At 66.6% G+C, this 19,172-nt stretch carries 17 protein-coding genes; 3 read left to right on the plus strand and 14 right to left on the minus strand.

Annotated elements, in window-relative coordinates; translation table 11 throughout:
* Nucleotides 1-152: 152 nt before the first annotated feature.
* Nucleotides 153-1,181: a fatty acid desaturase gene (locus ACXAGF_RS16640; protein ID WP_475018489.1), complete on the minus strand. Its 1,029-nt coding sequence runs from the start codon at nucleotides 1,179-1,181 to the stop codon at nucleotides 153-155.
* 3 nt (nucleotides 1,182-1,184) lie between these two features.
* Nucleotides 1,185-1,940, minus strand: coding sequence for a class II aldolase and adducin N-terminal domain-containing protein (locus tag ACXAGF_RS16645; RefSeq protein ID WP_475018490.1), 756 nt, complete (start codon nucleotides 1,938-1,940; stop codon nucleotides 1,185-1,187).
* 136 nt (nucleotides 1,941-2,076) lie between these two features.
* Between ACXAGF_RS16645 and ACXAGF_RS16650 the strand changes: the two genes are divergently transcribed.
* Entirely contained in the window at nucleotides 2,077-2,931 is an 855-nt protein-coding gene (locus ACXAGF_RS16650; protein ID WP_475018491.1) for a LysR family transcriptional regulator, read from the plus strand.
* Nucleotides 2,932-3,077: 146 nt separating this feature from the next.
* Here ACXAGF_RS16650 and ACXAGF_RS16655 read toward each other — a convergent pair whose 3' ends face one another.
* The 11 genes from ACXAGF_RS16655 to ACXAGF_RS16705 form a co-directional block, all read right to left on the minus strand.
* Nucleotides 3,078-4,448, minus strand: coding sequence for an adenylate/guanylate cyclase domain-containing protein (locus ACXAGF_RS16655; protein ID WP_475018492.1), 1,371 nt, complete (start codon nucleotides 4,446-4,448; stop codon nucleotides 3,078-3,080).
* Between the two features lie 387 nt (nucleotides 4,449-4,835).
* Complete coding sequence (locus tag ACXAGF_RS16660) at nucleotides 4,836-7,040, minus strand: GumC family protein (protein WP_475018493.1); 2,205 nt, start codon at nucleotides 7,038-7,040, stop codon at nucleotides 4,836-4,838.
* Between the two features lie 77 nt (nucleotides 7,041-7,117).
* Nucleotides 7,118-7,984, minus strand: a complete 867-nt coding sequence (locus ACXAGF_RS16665; RefSeq protein WP_475018494.1) for a metallophosphoesterase family protein — start codon at nucleotides 7,982-7,984, stop codon at nucleotides 7,118-7,120.
* Nucleotides 7,981-9,417, minus strand: a complete 1,437-nt coding sequence (locus tag ACXAGF_RS16670) for an O-antigen ligase family protein (protein WP_475018495.1) — start codon at nucleotides 9,415-9,417, stop codon at nucleotides 7,981-7,983. The genes ACXAGF_RS16665 and ACXAGF_RS16670 overlap by 4 nt, the downstream gene beginning before the upstream one ends.
* A complete protein-coding gene (locus ACXAGF_RS16675; RefSeq protein WP_475018496.1) occupies nucleotides 9,414-10,163 on the minus strand; it encodes a hypothetical protein in 750 nt (249 codons plus the stop codon). Before ACXAGF_RS16675 ends, ACXAGF_RS16670 begins: the two co-directional genes overlap by 4 nt.
* Nucleotides 10,160-11,287 carry a glycosyltransferase family 4 protein gene (locus ACXAGF_RS16680; RefSeq protein WP_475018497.1) on the minus strand — a complete coding sequence of 376 codons (1,128 nt, stop codon included), beginning with the start codon at nucleotides 11,285-11,287 and terminating at the stop codon, nucleotides 10,160-10,162. Before ACXAGF_RS16680 ends, ACXAGF_RS16675 begins: the two co-directional genes overlap by 4 nt.
* Nucleotides 11,272-12,237: a glycosyltransferase family 2 protein gene (locus tag ACXAGF_RS16685; RefSeq protein ID WP_475018498.1), complete on the minus strand. Its 966-nt coding sequence runs from the start codon at nucleotides 12,235-12,237 to the stop codon at nucleotides 11,272-11,274. Before ACXAGF_RS16685 ends, ACXAGF_RS16680 begins: the two co-directional genes overlap by 16 nt.
* Nucleotides 12,225-13,577 (minus strand): O-antigen ligase family protein, encoded by a 1,353-nt coding sequence (locus tag ACXAGF_RS16690; protein ID WP_475018499.1) that lies wholly within the window; start codon nucleotides 13,575-13,577, stop codon nucleotides 12,225-12,227. The genes ACXAGF_RS16685 and ACXAGF_RS16690 overlap by 13 nt, the downstream gene beginning before the upstream one ends.
* Complete coding sequence (locus ACXAGF_RS16695) at nucleotides 13,574-14,839, minus strand: lipopolysaccharide biosynthesis protein (protein WP_475018500.1); 1,266 nt, start codon at nucleotides 14,837-14,839, stop codon at nucleotides 13,574-13,576. Before ACXAGF_RS16695 ends, ACXAGF_RS16690 begins: the two co-directional genes overlap by 4 nt.
* Nucleotides 14,840-14,939: 100 nt before the next feature.
* Nucleotides 14,940-15,977 carry a UDP-glucuronic acid decarboxylase family protein gene (locus ACXAGF_RS16700; RefSeq protein ID WP_475018501.1) on the minus strand — a complete coding sequence of 346 codons (1,038 nt, stop codon included), beginning with the start codon at nucleotides 15,975-15,977 and terminating at the stop codon, nucleotides 14,940-14,942.
* A gap of 62 nt (nucleotides 15,978-16,039) precedes the next feature.
* The gene (locus ACXAGF_RS16705) at nucleotides 16,040-16,636 is read right to left on the minus strand and encodes a sugar transferase (protein ID WP_475019330.1); all 597 of its coding nucleotides are present in this window, start codon (nucleotides 16,634-16,636) and stop codon (nucleotides 16,040-16,042) included.
* 486 nt (nucleotides 16,637-17,122) lie between these two features.
* On the opposite strand from ACXAGF_RS16705, the gene ACXAGF_RS16710 reads away from it, so the two are divergent.
* Both ACXAGF_RS16710 and ACXAGF_RS16715 read left to right on the plus strand, forming a co-directional pair.
* Nucleotides 17,123-17,395 carry a hypothetical protein gene (locus tag ACXAGF_RS16710; protein ID WP_475018502.1) on the plus strand — a complete coding sequence of 91 codons (273 nt, stop codon included), beginning with the start codon at nucleotides 17,123-17,125 and terminating at the stop codon, nucleotides 17,393-17,395.
* Between the two features lie 209 nt (nucleotides 17,396-17,604).
* Nucleotides 17,605-18,087, plus strand: a complete 483-nt coding sequence (locus tag ACXAGF_RS16715; protein WP_475018503.1) for a hypothetical protein — start codon at nucleotides 17,605-17,607, stop codon at nucleotides 18,085-18,087.
* 43 nt (nucleotides 18,088-18,130) lie between these two features.
* On the opposite strand, the gene ACXAGF_RS16720 is transcribed toward ACXAGF_RS16715, so the two are convergent.
* Complete coding sequence (locus tag ACXAGF_RS16720) at nucleotides 18,131-18,649, minus strand: transglutaminase-like cysteine peptidase (protein ID WP_475018504.1); 519 nt, start codon at nucleotides 18,647-18,649, stop codon at nucleotides 18,131-18,133.
* Nucleotides 18,650-19,172 lie beyond the last annotated feature (523 nt).

A 19,172-nucleotide genomic window follows, 5' to 3' on the forward strand; every position in this document is an offset into this window, starting at 1 on the left:
CTTTGGTTTGGTCGGTATGGGCCTGGCAATTGCCGGGCAGGCGTGCAGCGCTGGCCATCGGCCCGGCGAAGAACGCTTTGTTCGGTTCGCGATCGTTTTCGAGGACACTTCCGTGCGAACGCGGCACGGCACGCGGCCAACCGGGCTTCGGCTCACATGGTCCGCTGCGCGACCTTGTCCACCGGTCCGCCCGATGTGATCATGTGCGGCGCCTGGCGGATGCTGGCCGCCTTGGTGGGCAGGCCCATCGACCGCCGCACGACCACGGACAGCACCTCCCAGTTGGTGCGGAAGAAGCCCGGATCGGGCTCCGGCACCTGGTCCTTCACCGCCGAAGCCAGTTGCGGCAAGGCATGGAAGGGAACCTGCGGGTAGAGGTGGTGCTCGACGTGATGGTTCATGTTCATGTAGAGGAAGCGGCCGAGCCGGGAGGTGCGGAACGACCGCGTGCTGTCGAGGATCGAGGGGGAGTTCTCCTGCAGCTCGACATGCTGGGTCAGCGTGAACAGCAGCATCACCGGCGCCCCGAGCACGCGCGGGACAATGACGAACCAGACCGGCCACCAGACGCCCAGCAGCGGTGCGACAACGAGCGCCGCGTAGATTGCCAGCATGATCCGGGCATTGCCGGTCATCTTCCCGAACTCGCTCTCCGGGGCCACCTTGCGCATGATGTCGGTGTAGCGCCTTGCCGCCAGGTGCAGGAACATCTGCAGGTGAAACCGGAGCAGGCTGAACCCGGTGATCTCACCCAGCCATCCGCGGAAGCCCAACGGCGTGTCGAAGGGCATCTGGCTGTCTTTGTCGACATGCCACGTGAAGGTGTGATGGTTGGTGTGGGTATAGCGGCGATGCAGCGGCTCCTCCATGTAGATGAGCGACGTCACCCACAGCACCGCTTCGTTCAGCCAGCGCGTGCGGAAGGCCGTTCCGTGCGCGGTTTCGTGGCTGAACGCGTAGGCCGGCACGGTCAGGAAGATCCCGTGCAGCAGCATCGCCGGCCAGACCCACGGCGTGCCAAGAGTGAGCCAGATCAGCCCGCTCGTCGCGCCGAGCGCCGCGACCCATTGCGCGAGATAGGTCAGCCCGGGCCGGTCGGTGCGGGCGGCGATGGCCTTGAGCGTCTTCCTGTCGAGGCGCACCCCGGAGGAGGCAGCATTCGTTGCGATGTAGTCGGCCATGGTTCAGCTCGCATAGGTCGGGTCTTCGGTATCGAGGATTGCCTTCAGCTCGGCCAGATGCCGTTCCGACTGCCCGGGATAGTCCTCGATCGCCTGGGCGGTTGCCTCGGCGATGTCATCGCTGAGGACCCGGAGCGGCCGGCCGGTCTGCAAAGCACGAATGTAGGTCTCCGCCGCGCGCTCGAAGTAGTAGAGCCGGTTGAACGTGTCGGCGACATCCGCGCCGATCACGAGCACCCCGTGATTGCCCATGATCATGACCTTGATCTTCGGATCGCTCAGCATCCGCGCGCAGCGCATACCCTCGCTTTCAAGCGCGAGGCCGCCGAACTCCTCGTCGATCACGTAACGGCCGTAGAACATGGCGGTGTTCTGATCGATCGGCGGCAGCGTGCTGTCGGCAAGGCTGGCCAGGACCGTCGCGTGTATCGAATGGACATGCATCACGCAGCGGGCATGCGGGCAAAGCCGGTGAACCGAGCCGTGCAGGCCCCAGGCGGTCATGTCCGGCGCGTCGGGGCGGTCCATGGTCTGCGGATCGTTCGCATCGAGCAGCAGCAGGTCGGAGGCCCGGATCCGGCTGAAGTGCCGCTGGTTGGGATTCATCAGGAACTGCGTGCCGGCCTTGTTGACCGAGAGGCTGAAATGGTTGGCGACGCCCTCGTGCATGTTCAGCCGCGCGGTCCAGCGGAAGGCCGCCGCCAGGTCCACGCGCTCGTCCCAGTGGGTCATGTTCGACGTTTCGACGGTTTGCAGCATGTGTTCTCTCCTCGCACCGATACGCGAGCATCGGACGGCGGACCGGCCATTGACAAACGATGAATATTCGCACATGGCATTAATAAAATTAATGCCATCGTTCTGGATTACCGTGCCGGCCTCGAACCTCCCACCCTTGACGTGGTTGCGCGCCTTTGAGGCGACCGCACGGCATCTGTCCTTCACCCGCGCCGCGGCGGAGCTCAACCTCACCCAGTCCGCCGTGAGCCAGCACGTGCGCAGCCTCGAGGCCTTGCTTGGCCGCGAACTGTTCATCCGCAAGACGCGCGCGCTGGAACTGACCGAGGCCGGGGCGAACTACCTGCCGACCATCGCCGCGGCCTTCGACCTGATTGCGAGCGGCACCCAGGCCTTCACCGGCGGCGATCGGGGCCGCAACATGGTGTTGCAGTGCAACCTGGCCTATTCGGTGTTCTGGCTCGCGCCGAGGCTGCGCCGGCTCTATGCGCGGCACCCGTGGCTGGTGCTGAACATCGTCACGCCCATCTGGGACCCCGAACGGCACGCCTCGCATGCGGCCATGGAAATCCGGTTCGGCAGGCCCGAGGACATGTCGGACGCGGCCGAACGCATCAGCCGGGACCAATTCTTCCCGGTCTGCGCGCCGGACTACCAGTCGGGCCGTGTCGATCTCGGGCGCGCCACGTTGCTGAATTGCGCCGGCATGACCGGCACCTGGGGCCGATGGTTCAAGACGCAAGACATCCCCTTTGCCCGCGAGGGCGAGGTCAACCTCGCGTCGACCTTCGTCATCGCCATTACCGCAGCGCTGAACGGCGCCGGGCTCGCCATGGCCCACGACACGCTGGTCTCCGATCTGCTGGAGCGCGGGCGGCTGGTTCGACCCTTCGCTCATTCGGCGCCGATGATCGAGGGGTATTTCCTGCTGCCGCCGGCGCCCCATGCGACCACCCCCGCCTCCCGGGCCTTCCTCGACTGGCTCCGCGAGGAGCAGGACCTGGCGGCGTGATGCGGTAGCTCGATCGACGCCGCCCTCGACCCGACCCGGGTGTGGCCGGGATTCCGAAACGCGGATTGGATCGGAATCGGCCGACCGACAGGCACGAGCGTTCGCTCGCTGCCGGCTGGAGGGACTGGGAAGGACCTTCCGGCAAGCTAGGGGTGAAGAACCGCGAGCTCGTGGAGCCCCGGCGCGGCATCCTGCTCCAGCCGCAAGAGAGTGGCCGGCTGTCCCGGCCGATAGCCCTGCTCCAGGGCGAGGGCGTAGGCGTCGGCCGCCACCAGCGCCTGGGTCGCCAGCGGCTTGTTCAGGTCCTCAAGTTTCGCGGCAAGGTTGACCGGGGCGCCGATCGCCGTGAATTCCAGGCGGTCGTTGGCGCCGACGACACCGGAGACGATGGGACCAGCCGCAACGGCCATGCCGACCGAGCGGGGCGGCAGGCGGCTGAGGCGATCCGAACTCTGCGGCCACAGGGCGGCGTCTGCGACGATGGCATCGATGGCCCGCAGGGCATCGGCCGCGTAGGCCTCCCGGCCCTCGATGGCGCCGAACGTCGCCAGGATGCCATCGCCCATGAACTTGTCGATGATGCCGCCGTGCTGGCGGATCAGCGGTACCACACGGCGCTGGTAGGCGGCGAGGATCTGGATGACCTCCGTCGGGTCGATCCGGGCGGCGAGCTTGGTAAAATCGCGCAGATCGACAAGCAGCACGGCCGCCTGCCGGCGCGTGCCCTGCGACAGCAGATCGTCCGCGCCCCGGATGCGGCTTGCAATGGCCTCGTCGAAGAACCGCGACAGATTCGCGGCCGCGCTCTGCTGGCTGACCGCCTCGAACAGCAGCGCCCGCGCGCGGCGGAGCACGAGGTAGAGAATGCCGGTCACCACCCCGACCGTGATGAGCTTGTCGACTTCGGCGCCAACCAGCAGCGCATTGCTCGTCAGGTAGGCGACATAGTCGCGGGTAATGGCGGTCCCGCCGGGATCGGAGACGACGACATAGACGACCATCGAGGCCCAGGCCGCCACCGTCAGCAGGCCGGCCGCGATGACGAACTTCGGCTCGAACCGCAAGGCGCGCAACGCGATGAAGATGAAGACATAGAGAAAGGTCGGCGACTTCAGGTAGAACGATGCCGGTTGCCCGTACTGCTGATGGAAGCTCCAGATCAGCACCATCAGCAGGCCGATGTCGAACACGATCGACATATAGGCTGCCCAGTCCGGAATTCTCCGCCGCACGGACCATACAAGCCCGACGACGGAGAGAGCGAAATAGACGGTCAACGCGACGGGTACGAGGGAGTTCGTCGCCGCGCTGGTCTTTGGCGAAAATGCATACAGCGCGCCGAACGCCGCAAGGATCCCAAGCTGCACGATCCGCATGAGGATCTCGCTCGACCAGCCATGCTCGCGAATCTTCCGGGCCAGCCCCGGCGACAGGTTCTCGCCGCGTCCGGGCTGGAAGCGGCCGAGCCAGCGGCCGGGGCGCGCAGCTTGCCTTTGGAAATAGGACGCGGTGCTCATGCCGCGCGATGGCCGCAGGCGGGGAACTTTGCACGGATCGTCCGGCGCGCCCGGGCTCCCCGTGACACAGCGGGCGTCCTACGGGCCGCGCCGGTGCGGATGCGGCATGGGTCCCGCCCCACGGCAGCGAGTGGTTGATGGACGTTGCACACGTGAACTCTCCCTTACGGCATCGATGGCGCTTGCTCTTCGTCCTTCGATGCCGGCGGGGCTTGTGTTACCTCCCTTCGTCGCCGCAGACTTCACAACGCCGTGAGCCCGCTCGTGCTCGAGCTGGTGGTGAGTGGCTGACCCGCGGCGGCCGGGAGACCGCCGGGCGGCGTGCTGTTGTTGATCCCGTTCCGGGCGCCGGGTGGCCGCGGAGAGCGGCAATGGGCGGCGCGGCGCCTAGCCCTCGTAATAGCCTTCGTAGCCAGCCGCGTTGAAATGGCCGCCCTGGCGCTTGTTCAGGACGCACATGACATCGAGAGGCCTGTCGCGCGCGGCGGCGATCGCTTCCAGCGCCGCGACCGCCTCGCGTTGCCCCGTGCGTGCCCAGACGACGGAAAACACGAGCACATCGGCGTACTGTGCGATGTAGAGACCGTCGACAATCGGCTCGATCGGCGGTGAGTCCAGGATGACGATGTCGTAGCTCTTCACCGCCAGGTCGATCACCCGCTTGAATTCGGCGCCCGCGATCAGGGTGTTCGGCATTCTTTCGCCGTTCCGCCGCCCACCGATGATCCTGAGGTCGGTCTTGGTGTCGCGCAGGATGATGTTGTCGGAGATCTTGCTCTGCGACGGCATGGCCAGCAGGTCCTGCAAGCCGACGGCGACGTCGACGTGCGTCTGCCTGTGCACCGACGGCTTGCGCAGGTCGCAGTCCACCAGCAACGTGCGGCGGCCTTCCTGGGTAAAGCTGCGGGCCAGCGCCGTGGCCAGCGTCGTCTTTCCTTCGGCGGGCGAGGCGGACGTGACCATCACGACGAGCCCGGCGCGCCCCGCGGCCGGATCCGGTGCCTTCTTTCTTGCGCGTGCCTGTTCGATCGCGACCCAGATTCGCCGTATCGCTTCCGAATAGCGCGATGTCGGCGCATCGACGACGATGTCGGCGATGGAGGACTGATGGCCCTCCCGCCCCGGCCTTGACTGCAGCGGCACCGGGAACACGCGCGGGATCCCCAGAACCGAGGCCACCTGTTCTTCCGTCAGGAAACCGCCAATGTAGTTCTCGTAGACGTAGGCGAGCGAAACGCCGAGCGCGATGCTGCCGGCCGTCGCAAGCGTCAGCACCAGCAGAACATTGGGAAAGGAGGCGCGCATCGGCGGCAGCGCCTGGGAGACGACGCGTCCGTCGGCGATCTGGAGATCGCTCTGCGTCTCCATCTCCCGCAGTCGCGACAACAGCGTCTGGTATTGCGAGCGGGCGATCTCGGCGTCCTTCTGGAGCTGGTAGAGCTGGGTCAGGACATCAGACGGCAGGTTCTTCTGGAGAACCGCCTCCCGGACGCTGCGGCGCAAGCCGGCAATGTCCGTCTCCGACCGGCCGAGCCTCTGCCTCAGGGCGGCGGTGCCGGCGGTTGCCTGCGCCGTCAGTTCGGAATCGATCCTTGCCAGCTCCGCCCGCAGGCCGGCCGTGGCTGCGCCGGCCGCGGCAGCCTCGATCTCGGCGTTGACCCGGGCGCGCTCCGCACCGAGTTGCCGGATCACTTCGGACTGCAGTGCCTCCGCAACCGCGCTCCAGTCACCGCCCTGCACGCTGCTTTCCAGGCCGCGAACGGCCAGGAGATCGTTCTCGTGCGACTGGCGGGCGGCAGCGAGCCGCTCGCGCAGCTCGATCAGATCGGCCGAGCCGTCCTGCTGCGCGATCCTGTCGAGATTGGTGGCGATGAACGTCTCGAACTCGGCCTCCGAGGTCTTGATGGAGTCGCTTGCCTGCTCGATGCGCTTGCCGAGAACCTCGCGCGCCGCCAGCGTGGCGCCGATCTTGGCGTCGACCTGGGCGCGGATGTAGGTGTCGGCGATCGAGTTGGCGAGGCGCGCCGCCTTGGCGGGGTCGCGCGACTGGACTGTAACGGAAATCAGGTATGTCGAGCCGACGCGACTGATGGCAACCTGCTTGCCGAAGCGCTCGAGCGTCAGTTGCGTCAGTTCCTGGCTGCTCAGGGCCCGTGGCGCGCGCAGGCGCAACGTCGTCAGGAACCAGCCGACCAGCCCCTCTCGCGCGAATTCGGCGTCCGAGTCCAGCTGGTTCTGCCTTATGACCGCCAGCAGGATGGCCTGCGAGCGAAGGATGCCCACTTCGCTTTCGACCCGGGCATTGTCGGCGCTGGAGCCGATCTGGCTTGCATTGGGGTCGAGCAGGTTCTTGGAGCCGGGATCGATCTGGATGAGGGCGGAGGCCGAATAGCGCGGGGTGATGGCCAGCAAGGCCAGCGCCGTCAGGATGAGGACGATCGCGATCGTCGAGGCGATCAGCCGCAGGCGCCGGCGGATCGGCCCGAGCAACCGCGCGATGTCGAAAGGGGGTTCGGTACCGTCCGTGAACTCGTGAACCGGGTCATGTGCGCCATGCAGGCGGCGGCGGGAGTTCGCATCAAAGACGAGCATGGCGCTTACCATCGGCTATTGGGGTGGTGGCGATCAAGCATCTTGGGAACATAGCGGCTCACTGATTAAGGATGTGCTCACGGCCGTGCAGCGCTTCGGCACGACAAGACTTCGAAGCTGTCGCTGCTATCGAGCCGAAGCGCCGTCAGTTCGCCGGACGCAAAGCCTTGCGTGTCAATGCAGATGCGGTCGCTGGAGATCAGCGGCTCCAAAGCCGGCGTGTGGCCGTGTACCAGCAGCGGATCGTCGCCCTTGCGCCGGTAGTCGCCCCCGTCCTTCAGCCACAGGAGATCGTCATCGACCTGGCGGTCCAGCGGCACCCCTTCGCGCAGTCCTGCGTGCACGAGGACGACCCCAGGGACATGAACCATGACCGGCAGCCGTTGCAGGAACGCGATGTGCTCATCGGGAATATGGGCGGACAGCGCCTTGCGCAGGTCGCCCGGCCGGCGCGAGGCCGCAAGAACGTCGTCGAGATCGATCCCGTAGGAGGCCAGCGTGCTTTTCCCGCCCCAGTCGAGCCAATGCTGGCCGGCCGCCGGATCGGCCAGAAAGGCAAGCATGGCTTGCTCGTGGTTGCCGGCGAGGCAGATCCGCTCGAGCCCTCCGGGCATCGGCGCCAGCAGCCGGTCCAGAACCTGGGCGGAGTTGGGGCCTCGGTCGACATAGTCGCCGAGCATCACCACCAGCTTGCGTCCGGGCGTCCGTTCGCAGTCCGCGAGGATGAGCTCGTCCATCGCCTTCAGCAGCCCCAGCGACCCATGCACGTCGCCGACCGCGTAGATGGTGCCGGGCCAGTCGGCAAACGTGATCCGTGGACGCCGCGCGCCCTCTGCGTGCGCGCCCGGCGCCAGCACACGGCGAAGCGGCCCGAGCCATCGCAGAAACCTGCTCTTTGCCGACAGCGCCGGCGAACCTGCTCTGGCGGAGCCGAGCCCGGTCATGCCTCCTGCCCTTTCCCGGCGCGCGCCTTGGCGGAACGGCCCTGCGCGGCACCGTAGCCGATCCCCAGCAAGAGCAGGAAGAAAAACGCGTTAGCCTGGATCTCCAGGCTGAAATCGACGGTGGAATGGACGGCCGCCACGACGACGACGCCGATGGCGGCGACCATGGCGGTTGCCACGGACCCTCCCGACCGCCACGCGGCGCGACAGATGGAACCCGCAACGACGCACAGCGCCAGGATCGGCAGGCTCCCCGCGACGATCCCGTACTCGGCCCAGAGAGCGAGGTAGGTTGAGTGCGCCTTGTCCCACAGCAGATCCGTCGGGACCGGCGGCTGATGGAACAGCGGGTAGGCCAGCTCGAAGCTGTCGCCGCCGTAGCCGAGCAGAGGACGCGCCTCGATCATCGCCAAGGTCTGCTGGTAGAGCGCGCTTCGGCCTTCGGCCGCTTCCCGCAGGGAGCCGAACCGGGCGATCAGATCGTCGCCATACAGGACGCCGATCGCGGTCACGGCCGCCGCCACGAGCAGCGCGCCGCCTCTCGAGGTCGCGCCGAGCCTGCCGCGCGCGGCGATGGCGGCCGTCACGACCAGCCCGCAGACGGCTGCCAGCACCCCCATGCGGGACTGCGTGGCGACGAGGGTGGCCGCGAGCAGAAGCAACACGACAAGGGCGAGAACCCGGGCGAACGACGTCTCCGGAGCGGGGCGACCGGCGCCGGCCGTTCGCGGCGGGGCGAACACAAGCGACGCCGCCACCACCGCCCCGAAGGCCAGGAAGGTGGCGAAGGAATTGCGGTTGACGAAGGTACCCGTGGCCGATCCCGGGTAGCCCCATTTCGGCAGGAACAGGATCGTGTCTCCGAACTGGAAGAGCGCCAGCAAGGCATAGGCCGCATGGCCGGCCGCGACAAGAAGGCTCGCGCCCAGCAGGAAGGCTCTCCGCCGCTCGTTCGTCGAGACCTGGACGACGAGAAAGAAGAAGAGCCCGTAGCTCACGGATCGTATCGCCGCCAACAACGTCGCGCCGGGCGCCAGGCTGGCGTGGGTGCTCTGGTACAATTCGCCGGCAGCCGATGGGAACGCGAACCCCGGCCAGACCGGATGCGCAGGCAGCGCCTGCCAGAACGCGAACAGGCAGAAAACCGCCCACAGCGCGATTGGTATCCGCAACGCTGCCAGCGGCACCGACAGACGGCGACCGGCCGCTGACAGCGCAGCGAGATAGAGCAGGCAGGCAAGGCCGATGACGCAGGCCCAGGCGGCCCAGAGGAAGGGGCGGTTGCTGGCGAAGGGCACGGGCGCAAGCGCCACCACCGCCAGAAGCAGCACGGCCAGGCGATCGTTCCGCCTGGAATTTGCCCCACGGCGCGAAGGCGCGAGCTCCTCGCTGCCGACATGGGACCGGCCGGGATACATCGAACCGTAGGTCATGGAGCCGCCCCCCCGGTCGTTCCCTGCCGTTCCATCGTCTCGGTCAGACGCCACTGCATGTTCTCCGGAAGGCCCGCAGCCACCTTGAGAACATCCTGCTTCAGGGCGGGATTCGTCCCCATGGCCAAAACGAGCGCCTGCACGGCGCGATCGGTCAGCAGACCGACATGGATGTCGCGGCGGTAGGCGGCGACCGATCCTGCATCAAGGTCCGCGCCCAGCCGCGCGGCCAGATGGAGCCGTTGCAGGCTGAGCCAGAACTCGTTCGGACTGGTCGCCTGCGACAGGCGAAAGCGCGTGTTGAACGCCTCGACCTGCCCCGTTTCGCTTGCAGCATAGGCTGCAACGAACCAGGCGTAGGCATAGCTTGGCGCGGCGGCGGCCAGGCCCATCGCCAGTTCGTCGCAGCGCGCAAGCAGCGCCTGCCGCTTTCCGGCCGGCAGCACGCGCCCGTAGACCGAGCTCATGCTGTGCAGGCAGTCGTCGAGCACAAGGTTGCTCGAATAGGTGGAAAAGCCCGGCACCGTGGATCCGTCCAGCAGGGCGGGAATGCTCCGGGCAGGGTCGCGCGAGCTTGTGAGGAAGACCTCCGCCTCGCGCCAGGCCACATAGGCAGACAGCCCCGTAAAGAGCACCAGCAGCAGGATCGCCGCAAAGCGGACCGCGCGCTGCCCGGAGCCCGGTCGGCCTGGGCCGGGAGCGGCTTGCCCGGAAGGGCTTGCTTGGGTGCCGGATCGCTCTGTCATGCGGTCACCTTTCGTCCGCAGCCCGCCAGCGCCTGCCCATAGGTCTCCAGGGTCGCTGTGGCGATCTGGTTCCAGTTGTACTTGGCCCGGATGAACTCCGCGTTTCCGGTCGAGCGCGCATTCCCCAGCTTTTCGATTGCCGATCGCAGCCCGAGATCGAGGCTCTCGACGTCGTCGCGCGCCACCACGGTCGCCCGGTAGCGATCGCCGTCGGCCACCACCTCCAGGTTCTCCGCAATGTCGCTGACGACGACGGGCAGATCGTAGGCGAGGGCTTCGATCAGCGACAGGGGCAGCCCTTCCAGCACCGACGGCAGCACGAACAGCGCGGCGTTGGAAAAGACGGCGGCAAGTTCCTCGCCGTGCAGCGCGCCGGTGAAGATCACCCGGCCGTCGTTGCCCGCCAGTTCCTTCAGGCGCCCGACGATGTCCGGGGGCCCGTCGCCGACGACGACCAGCTTCAGATCGCTGCGGCATTGCCGGAACGCGCGGATGAGATGGTCGACCCGCTTGCATTCGACGAGGCGCCCGACGAAGACGACGTAGCCCTTGGGCGCGATCGGGAAGCGTGTGGCGCCGGCTTGCAGCTCGACGGGCCGCTGCTCGAAGGAGCCGTTCGGAATGTAGACCGCCTCTCGGCCATGGCTGTCGGCGAAGTGCCGCTGCAAGGAGCGCGAGACGGCGATCACCGCCCTGGCATAGCGGGCGCTGACGAACTCCCCGAGCCGCAGGTAGGACCGTGCCAGCAGTCCCCATTTCTCGCGCTTGTAGTCGAGCCCGTGGCAAGTCACCACCGCAGGCCGGCGGGTGAGCCAGCAGAGGAACGCCATCGTCGAGGGGCCGAGCGCGTGGAAATGGATGATGTCGTACCGGCCGAACAGCGCGTGCACCGTGGCAAGGACCGAGTAGACGATCATCTCCAGGTTCTTCGAGCGGATGGTCGGCACAAAGATCCGGCGCATCCCGCGGTAGCAGGCCGCCTCGCCCGTACCGCTGCCGGCCATGCAGTACACGGACACGTCGTGGCCCTCTTCCACCAGCCGCACGCCGATCTCTTCGACCGCCGTCTCGACGCCGCTGTATTTGGCCGGAACGCCCCGGAGGCCAATCATTGCGATGCGCATGGCTTGCTCTCCGTTCGGCCGGACTGAAGGCGCGCCGTGGCCATCCGCTGCAACCGCCCCAGCGTGCGCAACGGCGAGCAGGCCGCAGCGAGCGCCAGTCGCGCGTTTCCGGCGAGGGGACTGCCGCACGAGATGGCGGCCAGCGCCGTGCGATACTGGGCGAGCGCGAACAGGTCGATCCGCTTGCGCAGGCGATACAGCAGCGGCTGACGGTCTTGGGCTTGCAGAAAGTCGCCGTAGCTGCGCTCCGGCGCGCCGCGCGCGCGCCTGGACGCGCAGTCGCAGGCGAACTGGATTCCCAGTTGCTGCTCCATCAGGTGCGACAGTTGGGTGTTGCCCGGGTGCAGCCGCCACGCGTAGTGATCGTCGGCGAGATTGGCGAGCTGGCTGATCTCCGCCACGCGCAGGAACATGTCCCAGTCCTCGCCCATGCCGCGGACGCGGTACCCTCCCGCGGTGCGCAGAACAGCGGTCCTGCCCATCAGGCTGCCGTGGATAAGCGTCAGCGCCTGGCGGTGCAGGCCGGCGACGATTTCCTCATGGCCGAGCGGCAGACGCGGCGACATGACCCTGGAGCCGGCGGTTCCGAAGTAGTGGAACTGCGTGCCGACCATTCCGACCGCGGGATGGTCCCGCAGGAACCGCAACTGTCTCGAGAACTTCGACGGCGGTATCAGGTCGTCCGCATCCATGCGCACGAAGAATTCCGTGTCGCACAGATCGAGCCCGCGGGTCAGCGTGGCACCGAGCCCGACGTTCTTTTCGGAGCGCGATATGACGATCCTGGGATCGGACAGCCGGGCGATCGGCGCAACGCTTCCGTCGGTCGAGCCGTCGTCGAGCAGCAGCAGCGTGAAGTCAGGAAAGTCCTGGGACAGCACCGAAGCGACGGCCTCCTGGAGGAAGGCGCCCGCATTGTGCGCCGGCATCAGTACGGTCAGCGAAGCCATTTCGTTATTTCCTTGGGCGATACGAATGAGGGGGGACGCCGGAGACCGGCGGCGCGCGCCGTCAGCATTTTCTTGCGCGCACGCGCGCAGACCATGACGAACACGATGACAAATACATTGACGTTGACGGCGAAGCCGGAGTCGAGCGTGCAGAAGGCCAGCACCGGAAACAGGATGGCCAGCGTCTCGTGGTCCGGCCGGGCAATCCGGCCTTGGCCCCGGCGCGGCCAGGCCAGGCGCAGGGCATAGGCACACAGCGATCCGACCGTCGCCATGACCGCGAGGGCCCCGGCGAACCCGAGGTCGATCTGGGCCTGAAGCACGAGGTTGTGGGCGTGGGTCACGCCTTGCCCCCACTGCTCGCCCAGCAGCGGCCTGCCGCGAAGCGAGCGAAAGCCGTCGCCAAGCCAGGATTCGCCGGCGCGTTGCATGGCCACGGAATAGATCTCCGATCGCCCGGTGAGCGAGGTGAACTCCTCGCCCGACTGGCCGCGCATGAGCAGCGCGGTGAGGTCGTCGCCCAGCCCCGGCATGCAGGCGACGACGGCAAGGCCGAGCAGGACCGCGGCCGTCGCCAGTCCGATCATCTGCCGGCGGTAGGCGACCACGACGAATCCGGCGGCCATGCCGGCGATGGCGGTGCGGCTCAGGGTCAGAAGCACGGTGACCGCCAGGCCCAGGACGACCAGTCGCCGAAAGCGCAGGGGCGCGCGGCCCGCGGCAATGCCGACGGCGCCGATCGCAGCCACGATCGACAGCAGGCTCGGGTGTCCGAAGGCCGTGCTGAAGCGCCACATCTCGCCGGGTGAACCGCCGTAGCGCAGGTAGCTCGTCTCGGCCGTGGTGATCCAGTCGAAGCCAAGCGTGAGGCCCAGCTCGCCCAGCACCAGCAGCGCCCAGTTGATGGCGACATAGTAGACGATCAGCGCGTAGACGGCATCGAGCCGGCGCCCCATGCTGCAGACCAGCAGCACGACGACAACGTTCTGGTATGCATAGTAGAGAGTGAACGCCGGGCTGACCGAAAAAAGCGACGAGAGCAGCGCCAGCAGCGAAAAACCGAGATACCAGGCGACAGGCCCGCGCCGCAGCAGCGCGTAGTCGGTTCGCCCCGACAGCATCAAGGCGGCGGCGAGCAGGCCGAGCACGCCCCACGAGGCCACCTGGAAGGCGACCTGTCCGTCGACGGCCTCCCCGCCGAGGAGATCGTTGACGTCGCGGACGCGAAACGTCGCGAAGGTGGTGATGACCCAGGTTGCCACGAGGCCCAGGCCGATGCCCACGGTTCGGCCCGGGGCGCGCGGTGCCGTCGGGGGACTGATCGCCACGGTCGCCATCATGCCGCCTCCCCCAGCCGAGGGCCCGCGAGCCGGTAGAAGGTGCCCAGCCGGATCGCTGCGGCGACGAGGTCGGCCAAAAGCACGGCGAGCCCGGCGCCGGCAAGGCCCCAGGCCGGATACAGGATCGCGAACGAGGCGAGCAGCATCAGCAGGCCGACCAGGTTGACGCCGGCATTGCTCGTCGACCGCCCCGCCGACCAGAGGCCGATATAGGCGGCCATGGCCCCGGAGCGCACGATTGCGGCCAGGGTCAGGATGGCGACGAGACTGCCGTGGCCGGCGAAGGCCTGGCCGAACAGCAGCGTCAGGAAAAAGTCGCCGTACAGGATGAGCGGGGCGCCGATGACGGTCACGGCGGCGATCAGCGCCAGAGCATAGCGCTCGGTCAGCGGCCGGATGCCGGCGAAGCCGCTCGCCTGCCAGGACCGCGCGCTGGCCGGCATCAGGTTGTTGGCAATGCCCTGCGTCAGCGGGTTCGTCATCATCACCAGCGAGTGGCAGGCGCCGAATATGCCGACCGCCGCCTGCGTGCCCACGAGGGCCATCGCCCAGGCGACCGCGTAAAGCTGGACAAGGAAGGTCAGGAGCGCGCCCATATTGGCGAGGCTCAGGGGCAGGTTGCGGCGGATGTCGGCGGAGAGGGCCGCCGTTGACCATTCGAGGCGCGGCCGCTCCGCCACCCACCATGGCAGGATGGCGAGAAGATTGGCGGCCGCCACCACCGCCAACGCCGTTGTAACGCTCAGCAGCCCGGCCACCGCCAGCCCGAGCAGCCCCGCAAGCTGCAAGCCCGCGGCGGTGCCATCGATCAGCAGCGCATTGCGGGCTCTCAGTTCCGCCATCGAATAGCGCCGGGCAAGCTCGCGCAACAGGACCGGCGGAAGCGCGACCGCCAGCATCAGCAGCGGTGCCGCGAACCCCTGCGCCGGATCGAGGGCATTGACAGCGAAGGCGGCCGCGATCGCCGCGATGGAAAAGAGCCCCCCCAGCATCATCTGCTGGGCGGCCGCGCGGCCGAGATAGTGGTCCTGCTCCGCAGGGCGCGCGCGCACCATGTAGGATGCGATCACCACCGCCTCGCAGGTCGCGCTCGCCATGAGAATGGCGGTGAAGCAAATCACGTAGATGCCGAGTTCGCCGGGGCCGCAGAGTCTCCCGATCAGCATGACGGTGAGAAAGTTCAGCAGGCTGACGACGGCCTGATCCATGAGGCTGTGGGTCAGACGAGCGTTCACCACGGCTTTCAGGCGGATCATCGCCACCAGCACCACTCCTGCCACTTCGGAAGGCACCCCGCTATTGCATCCGGCTTGCGAGCCAGCCGGGGCGGCGCCCTCCCGATTGTCACATCGCTCCCAAGGCTCATTCCGCGGCCGTCAGTGCAGGGGGCAATCCCTGCCCGGCGGCGGCAAGCCCCGGCACCAGCGTCGGCGGCATCGACACCCTGTTCAGGTTCGGCCGCGTTTCCAGTTCGCCGCGGAAATACTGGATGGTCCTTCGAAGACCGTCGATGACGTTCACTTTCGGCGCCCAGCCCAGGCGCTCCTTGGCGAGCGTGATGTCCGGCCGCCGCTTCTTCGGATCGTCGGCCGGCAGGGCGACGCGAACGATGCGCGACCTGGAGCCCGTTAGCTGCAGGATCGTTTCGGCAATTTCGCCAACCGTCATCTCGGTCGGGTTGCCGAGGTTGATCGGACCGACGGCAGCCCCGTCGGCTTCCATCAACGCCACCAGGCCGTCGACGAGATCATCGACGTAGCAGAAGGACCGGGTCTGCGTCCCGTCACCATAGATCGTCAGGTCGCGGCCGGTGAGTGCCTGCACGACAAAGTTCGAAACGACACGCCCGTCGTCCGGATGCATGCGCGGGCCGTAGGTATTGAAGATGCGCGCCACCCTGATCTTCGCCCCATGCTGGCGGTGGTAGTCGAAGAAGAGACTTTCCGCGCAACGCTTGCCCTCGTCGTAGCAGGAGCGGATGCCGAGCGGATTGACGTTGCCCCAGTAGCTTTCGCGCTGCGGGTGGTGCTCGGGATCGCCGTAGACTTCCGAGGTCGACGCCTGCAGCACCGGCACGTTCAGCCGGGCCGCCAGTTCGAGCACGTTGATGGCCCCGAGGACGCTCGTCCGGGTGGTGTAGATCGGGTTCGACTGATAGTGCACGGGCGAGGCCGGGCAGGCGAGGTTGTAGATCGCATCGACGGCCAGCTGCACCGGCGTTGCCACGTCATGCAGCATGAAGGCAAAACTGCCGGTTTCCTCGAGGCTGGCAATATTGTCCCGGAACCCGGAATAAAGATTGTCAAGGCAATAGACGAAATGGCCCTGCGCTATCAACTTTCGGCAAAGGTGTGACCCCACAAAGCCGGCGCCACCTGTCACCAATATGCGTTTCTTCATTACGCGTTCCTTTGCATCTAATCTATACTCTGCAATTCGAAGTCCGCGCGATCGCGAAGTCGCTAGAAGCCAGTCCCCCCTGACCTGATCTCCCGAACCAGGGTGAGCGCCATGATCTTAAGGTCGAGCCAGACCGTGAACGTGCCGATGTACTGGAGATCGTACTGGATCCGCGCGATCGCCGCCCGCGCATCGGTCGTCGGCCCCCGGTAGCCATGGACCTGGGCCAGGCCGGTCAGCCCCGGGCGCACCTGGTGGCGGGCATGATAGTCGGGCACGAGCGTCTCGTAGGGGACGCCGGCCGCGCGCATGCCGATCGGGTGGCATCGCGGCCCCACCAGCGACATGTCGCCCTTCAGGACGTTCAGCAGTTGCGGAAGTTCGTCGAGGTTCGACCGGCGCAGGATCGAACCCAGCCGCGTCACGCGCGCATCGTTGCGGACGGCCTGCTTTAGGCCGGGATCGCCCGGGGGCGTCGCCATGGACCGGAACTTGTAGACGCGAAACGGCTTCAGATCGCGCCCCCATCGGTATTGGGTGAAGAGTGCCGGCCCCGGGCTCTCCAGCCGGATCGCAAGTGCGATCAGCAAAAATACCGGAAGAAGAAGCACCAGCGCGCCGAGGGACACGACAATATCGATCAGCCGCTTGGCAAGCAGATGAAGATCTTTGCTGCCCTTGCGCCCGGCCGCCTTGTATTGACCCGCGACGGAACCTGCCGGCGAAGACGGATAATTTGCGCCATTGCACTGAGCCGGCGGCGAATTGAAGGGCCTTACTCCAAACACAAAGCACCCACGAATCTGGGGGCCCCGCGCTTCTTGCCAAAGCGCAAGTTTCCGCTGCATACTCCGCAGCATCCGAATTCTCGCAAGAGAATTGCCCGGTCCCTAACCTAAGGTCAGATTTACACTTGAGTAACCTTCGCGTCAACCCATTGCTAAATTAGGGAGTTTTTGCGCATCGATTAACGCGTTCGACGGTATTCTTCCGGTACAAGTGTGCAAATTCGGGGCATTGCGCTGCTCCGGTGGCCCGTTTGAAGACATTTTTGGAGAGCGCCGGCGTTGTTCGTCATTGATAGGTTCATCCGCGTCCCGCCGAGATTGCGGCGGTGACCGCCAGCATTTGAGATATTTTTTCTCGTGGTTCAGATTTTGGTCCTCACCTGCCTGTCCCTGGGCATTCTTGCCGGCGTCAAGGGCGCGACCTTCGCCTGGATCGCCGGTGCAGTCGTCTCGGCCGGCCTCGGGGCGGCCACCGTGCTGGCCGCTGATGCCCCCTGGCTTTGGGTTGCTGCCGCCGTCGGCGCCTACAATGCGGCGCTGTTCCTGGCCCTGCTCTTGCGAGCCGCGAAGGTGGCTTCGTTGCGCGCCAGGCAAAAGAACGCAAAGTTGCCCGAGCGGGACGTTGCATAGGTTTATTTCGCGCCGCCATGACCATTCCAGTTATGCGGCCGATAGCCTTTGAGGTCCTGCACCGGCGGCGCCTGATCAACTGTCATCCGCCCAACGGGTCACAGATCCGTCAGGTAGTACTGAAACATTATTCAATTTGCGCAATTGACGAAGTTCTGAAATAAGCGATAGCCTATAGCAATCTTTGGATGGGGTTGGGAGCCGCTTCAATGATTAAACTATCGTATCTGACCGTGATGTCCGTATTTCTTGCCCTGCCGGCCGCCGCTCAGGTGTCGGGGGGAGCCGGGTCGCCGCGTGGCGTCGCCGAGGCGTGTGCCGCCGGCGAGGCTGGATGTCGCCAGGCGATGAATGACTATGTCGACGGCATGCGGTCGTCCGGTCTGCAGGGCGAAGCCTTCGACCAGGGCGTGGCCGACCTCGTCGTCGCGCTTGCCACCGCGGCCAGCGGGGACGGCGAGTGCAACGACCTCGACAGGCAGCTTGGCGCGGCGATCTCCCAGTCTTCGGGTTTCGCAACGAGCGCTGCGCAGCGCGGCCAGATCGCCGACATCGCCGAGGCTGTGTCCGCTTGCGCGGAAATTCAGACCGCCACGATCACGCCGATTGGCGATGATGCCGTGGACAACAATGCCGAAGGCAACGGACCGGCGCTCGCCGCCGCCGGCAGGGGCGCCGCCAGCCCCAATTGAACCCGGCCGAGGCAGTATCGGGCGTTCGAACGGATCGCCCGGCTCATTGCCACTTCAGCGGGTTGGACGTGGCCATGCTGACCAGTTGCAGGTCGGTCTGGCGCCAGCTCTTGATCGAGTTCGTCCGGTTGTCGAGGATGCGGTCGCCCTGGGTGGTGCGCACGACGAGCACGGCATGCCCTTCGCCGCGGCGCGTCCGCACGACCGCCATCCGCAGCGCGCCGCTCGGAATGCCGAGCTGGATGAGATGGCGCCGCTTCGTGAGTGCGTAGTCTTCACAATCGCCCGACGATGCACCGATCGACCATGTATCCGCGCCCCTGTCGTTGCGCGCCCGGATCGCTCCGTTGACCGATCTGTTGACGCGGTGAAGCTTGGCCATCGTCTTGCTGGTCAGATCGACCTGCTGCCGGCTGCCGGCGCGGCAATGGTCGGGCGACTTCAGGCAGAAGAGCTGGTAGGCCAGCGGCGCCGACCGCCCCGAACTTGCGGCGGCAGCTTCCGAGATGCCAATCGATGCCGTCAGGCAAGCTGCCAGTGCCAGGACCAAAGTTCTGTTCATGTCAAACCTCCTATCGAGGTCTGCAGCCTGGGACGCACGGCGTTTATTTTTGGTTCCGGCCGGTGTCCGATGCGGCCGGAATCAGCTTTTCGCGCCAAGGACTTGGGTTTGCAGTTAATGGGGCATGCCTTCATTCTCTAAAATTTTGCGGGTTTTGTGACGGCAAGGTTCTGCCCCGGTCAGCGCCGGCTCGCCGACCTGCCCGCCCTTGGAGAAGCGGGCGCTATCGCCGCAGGTCGCCCGCAGAGTGGCCCGCGAGCGAAAACGGCTCGCGGCCAATGCCGTGCCGGGTCCCCAAGACGCAGGACGGCCTGGCAGAGCGGGTATGCATTCCGGTGGACACATGGGCGATCGCCAGCCCGAAACCGGTCCCAGGTCACTCGACCAGCCGATTGCGGCGGCATCGTTCTGGCAAGAATGCATGGCCCGGCTCGTCCGCCGAGCAGCCGCATTGGCGAGGCTGCAGAACGAGACCGGCGATGCCGGGCTCACCGCGGCCTAATCCGGGTCGCGAGCGCTCTCC

The organism is Mycoplana sp. ABR4_002, from assembly GCF_056159645.1.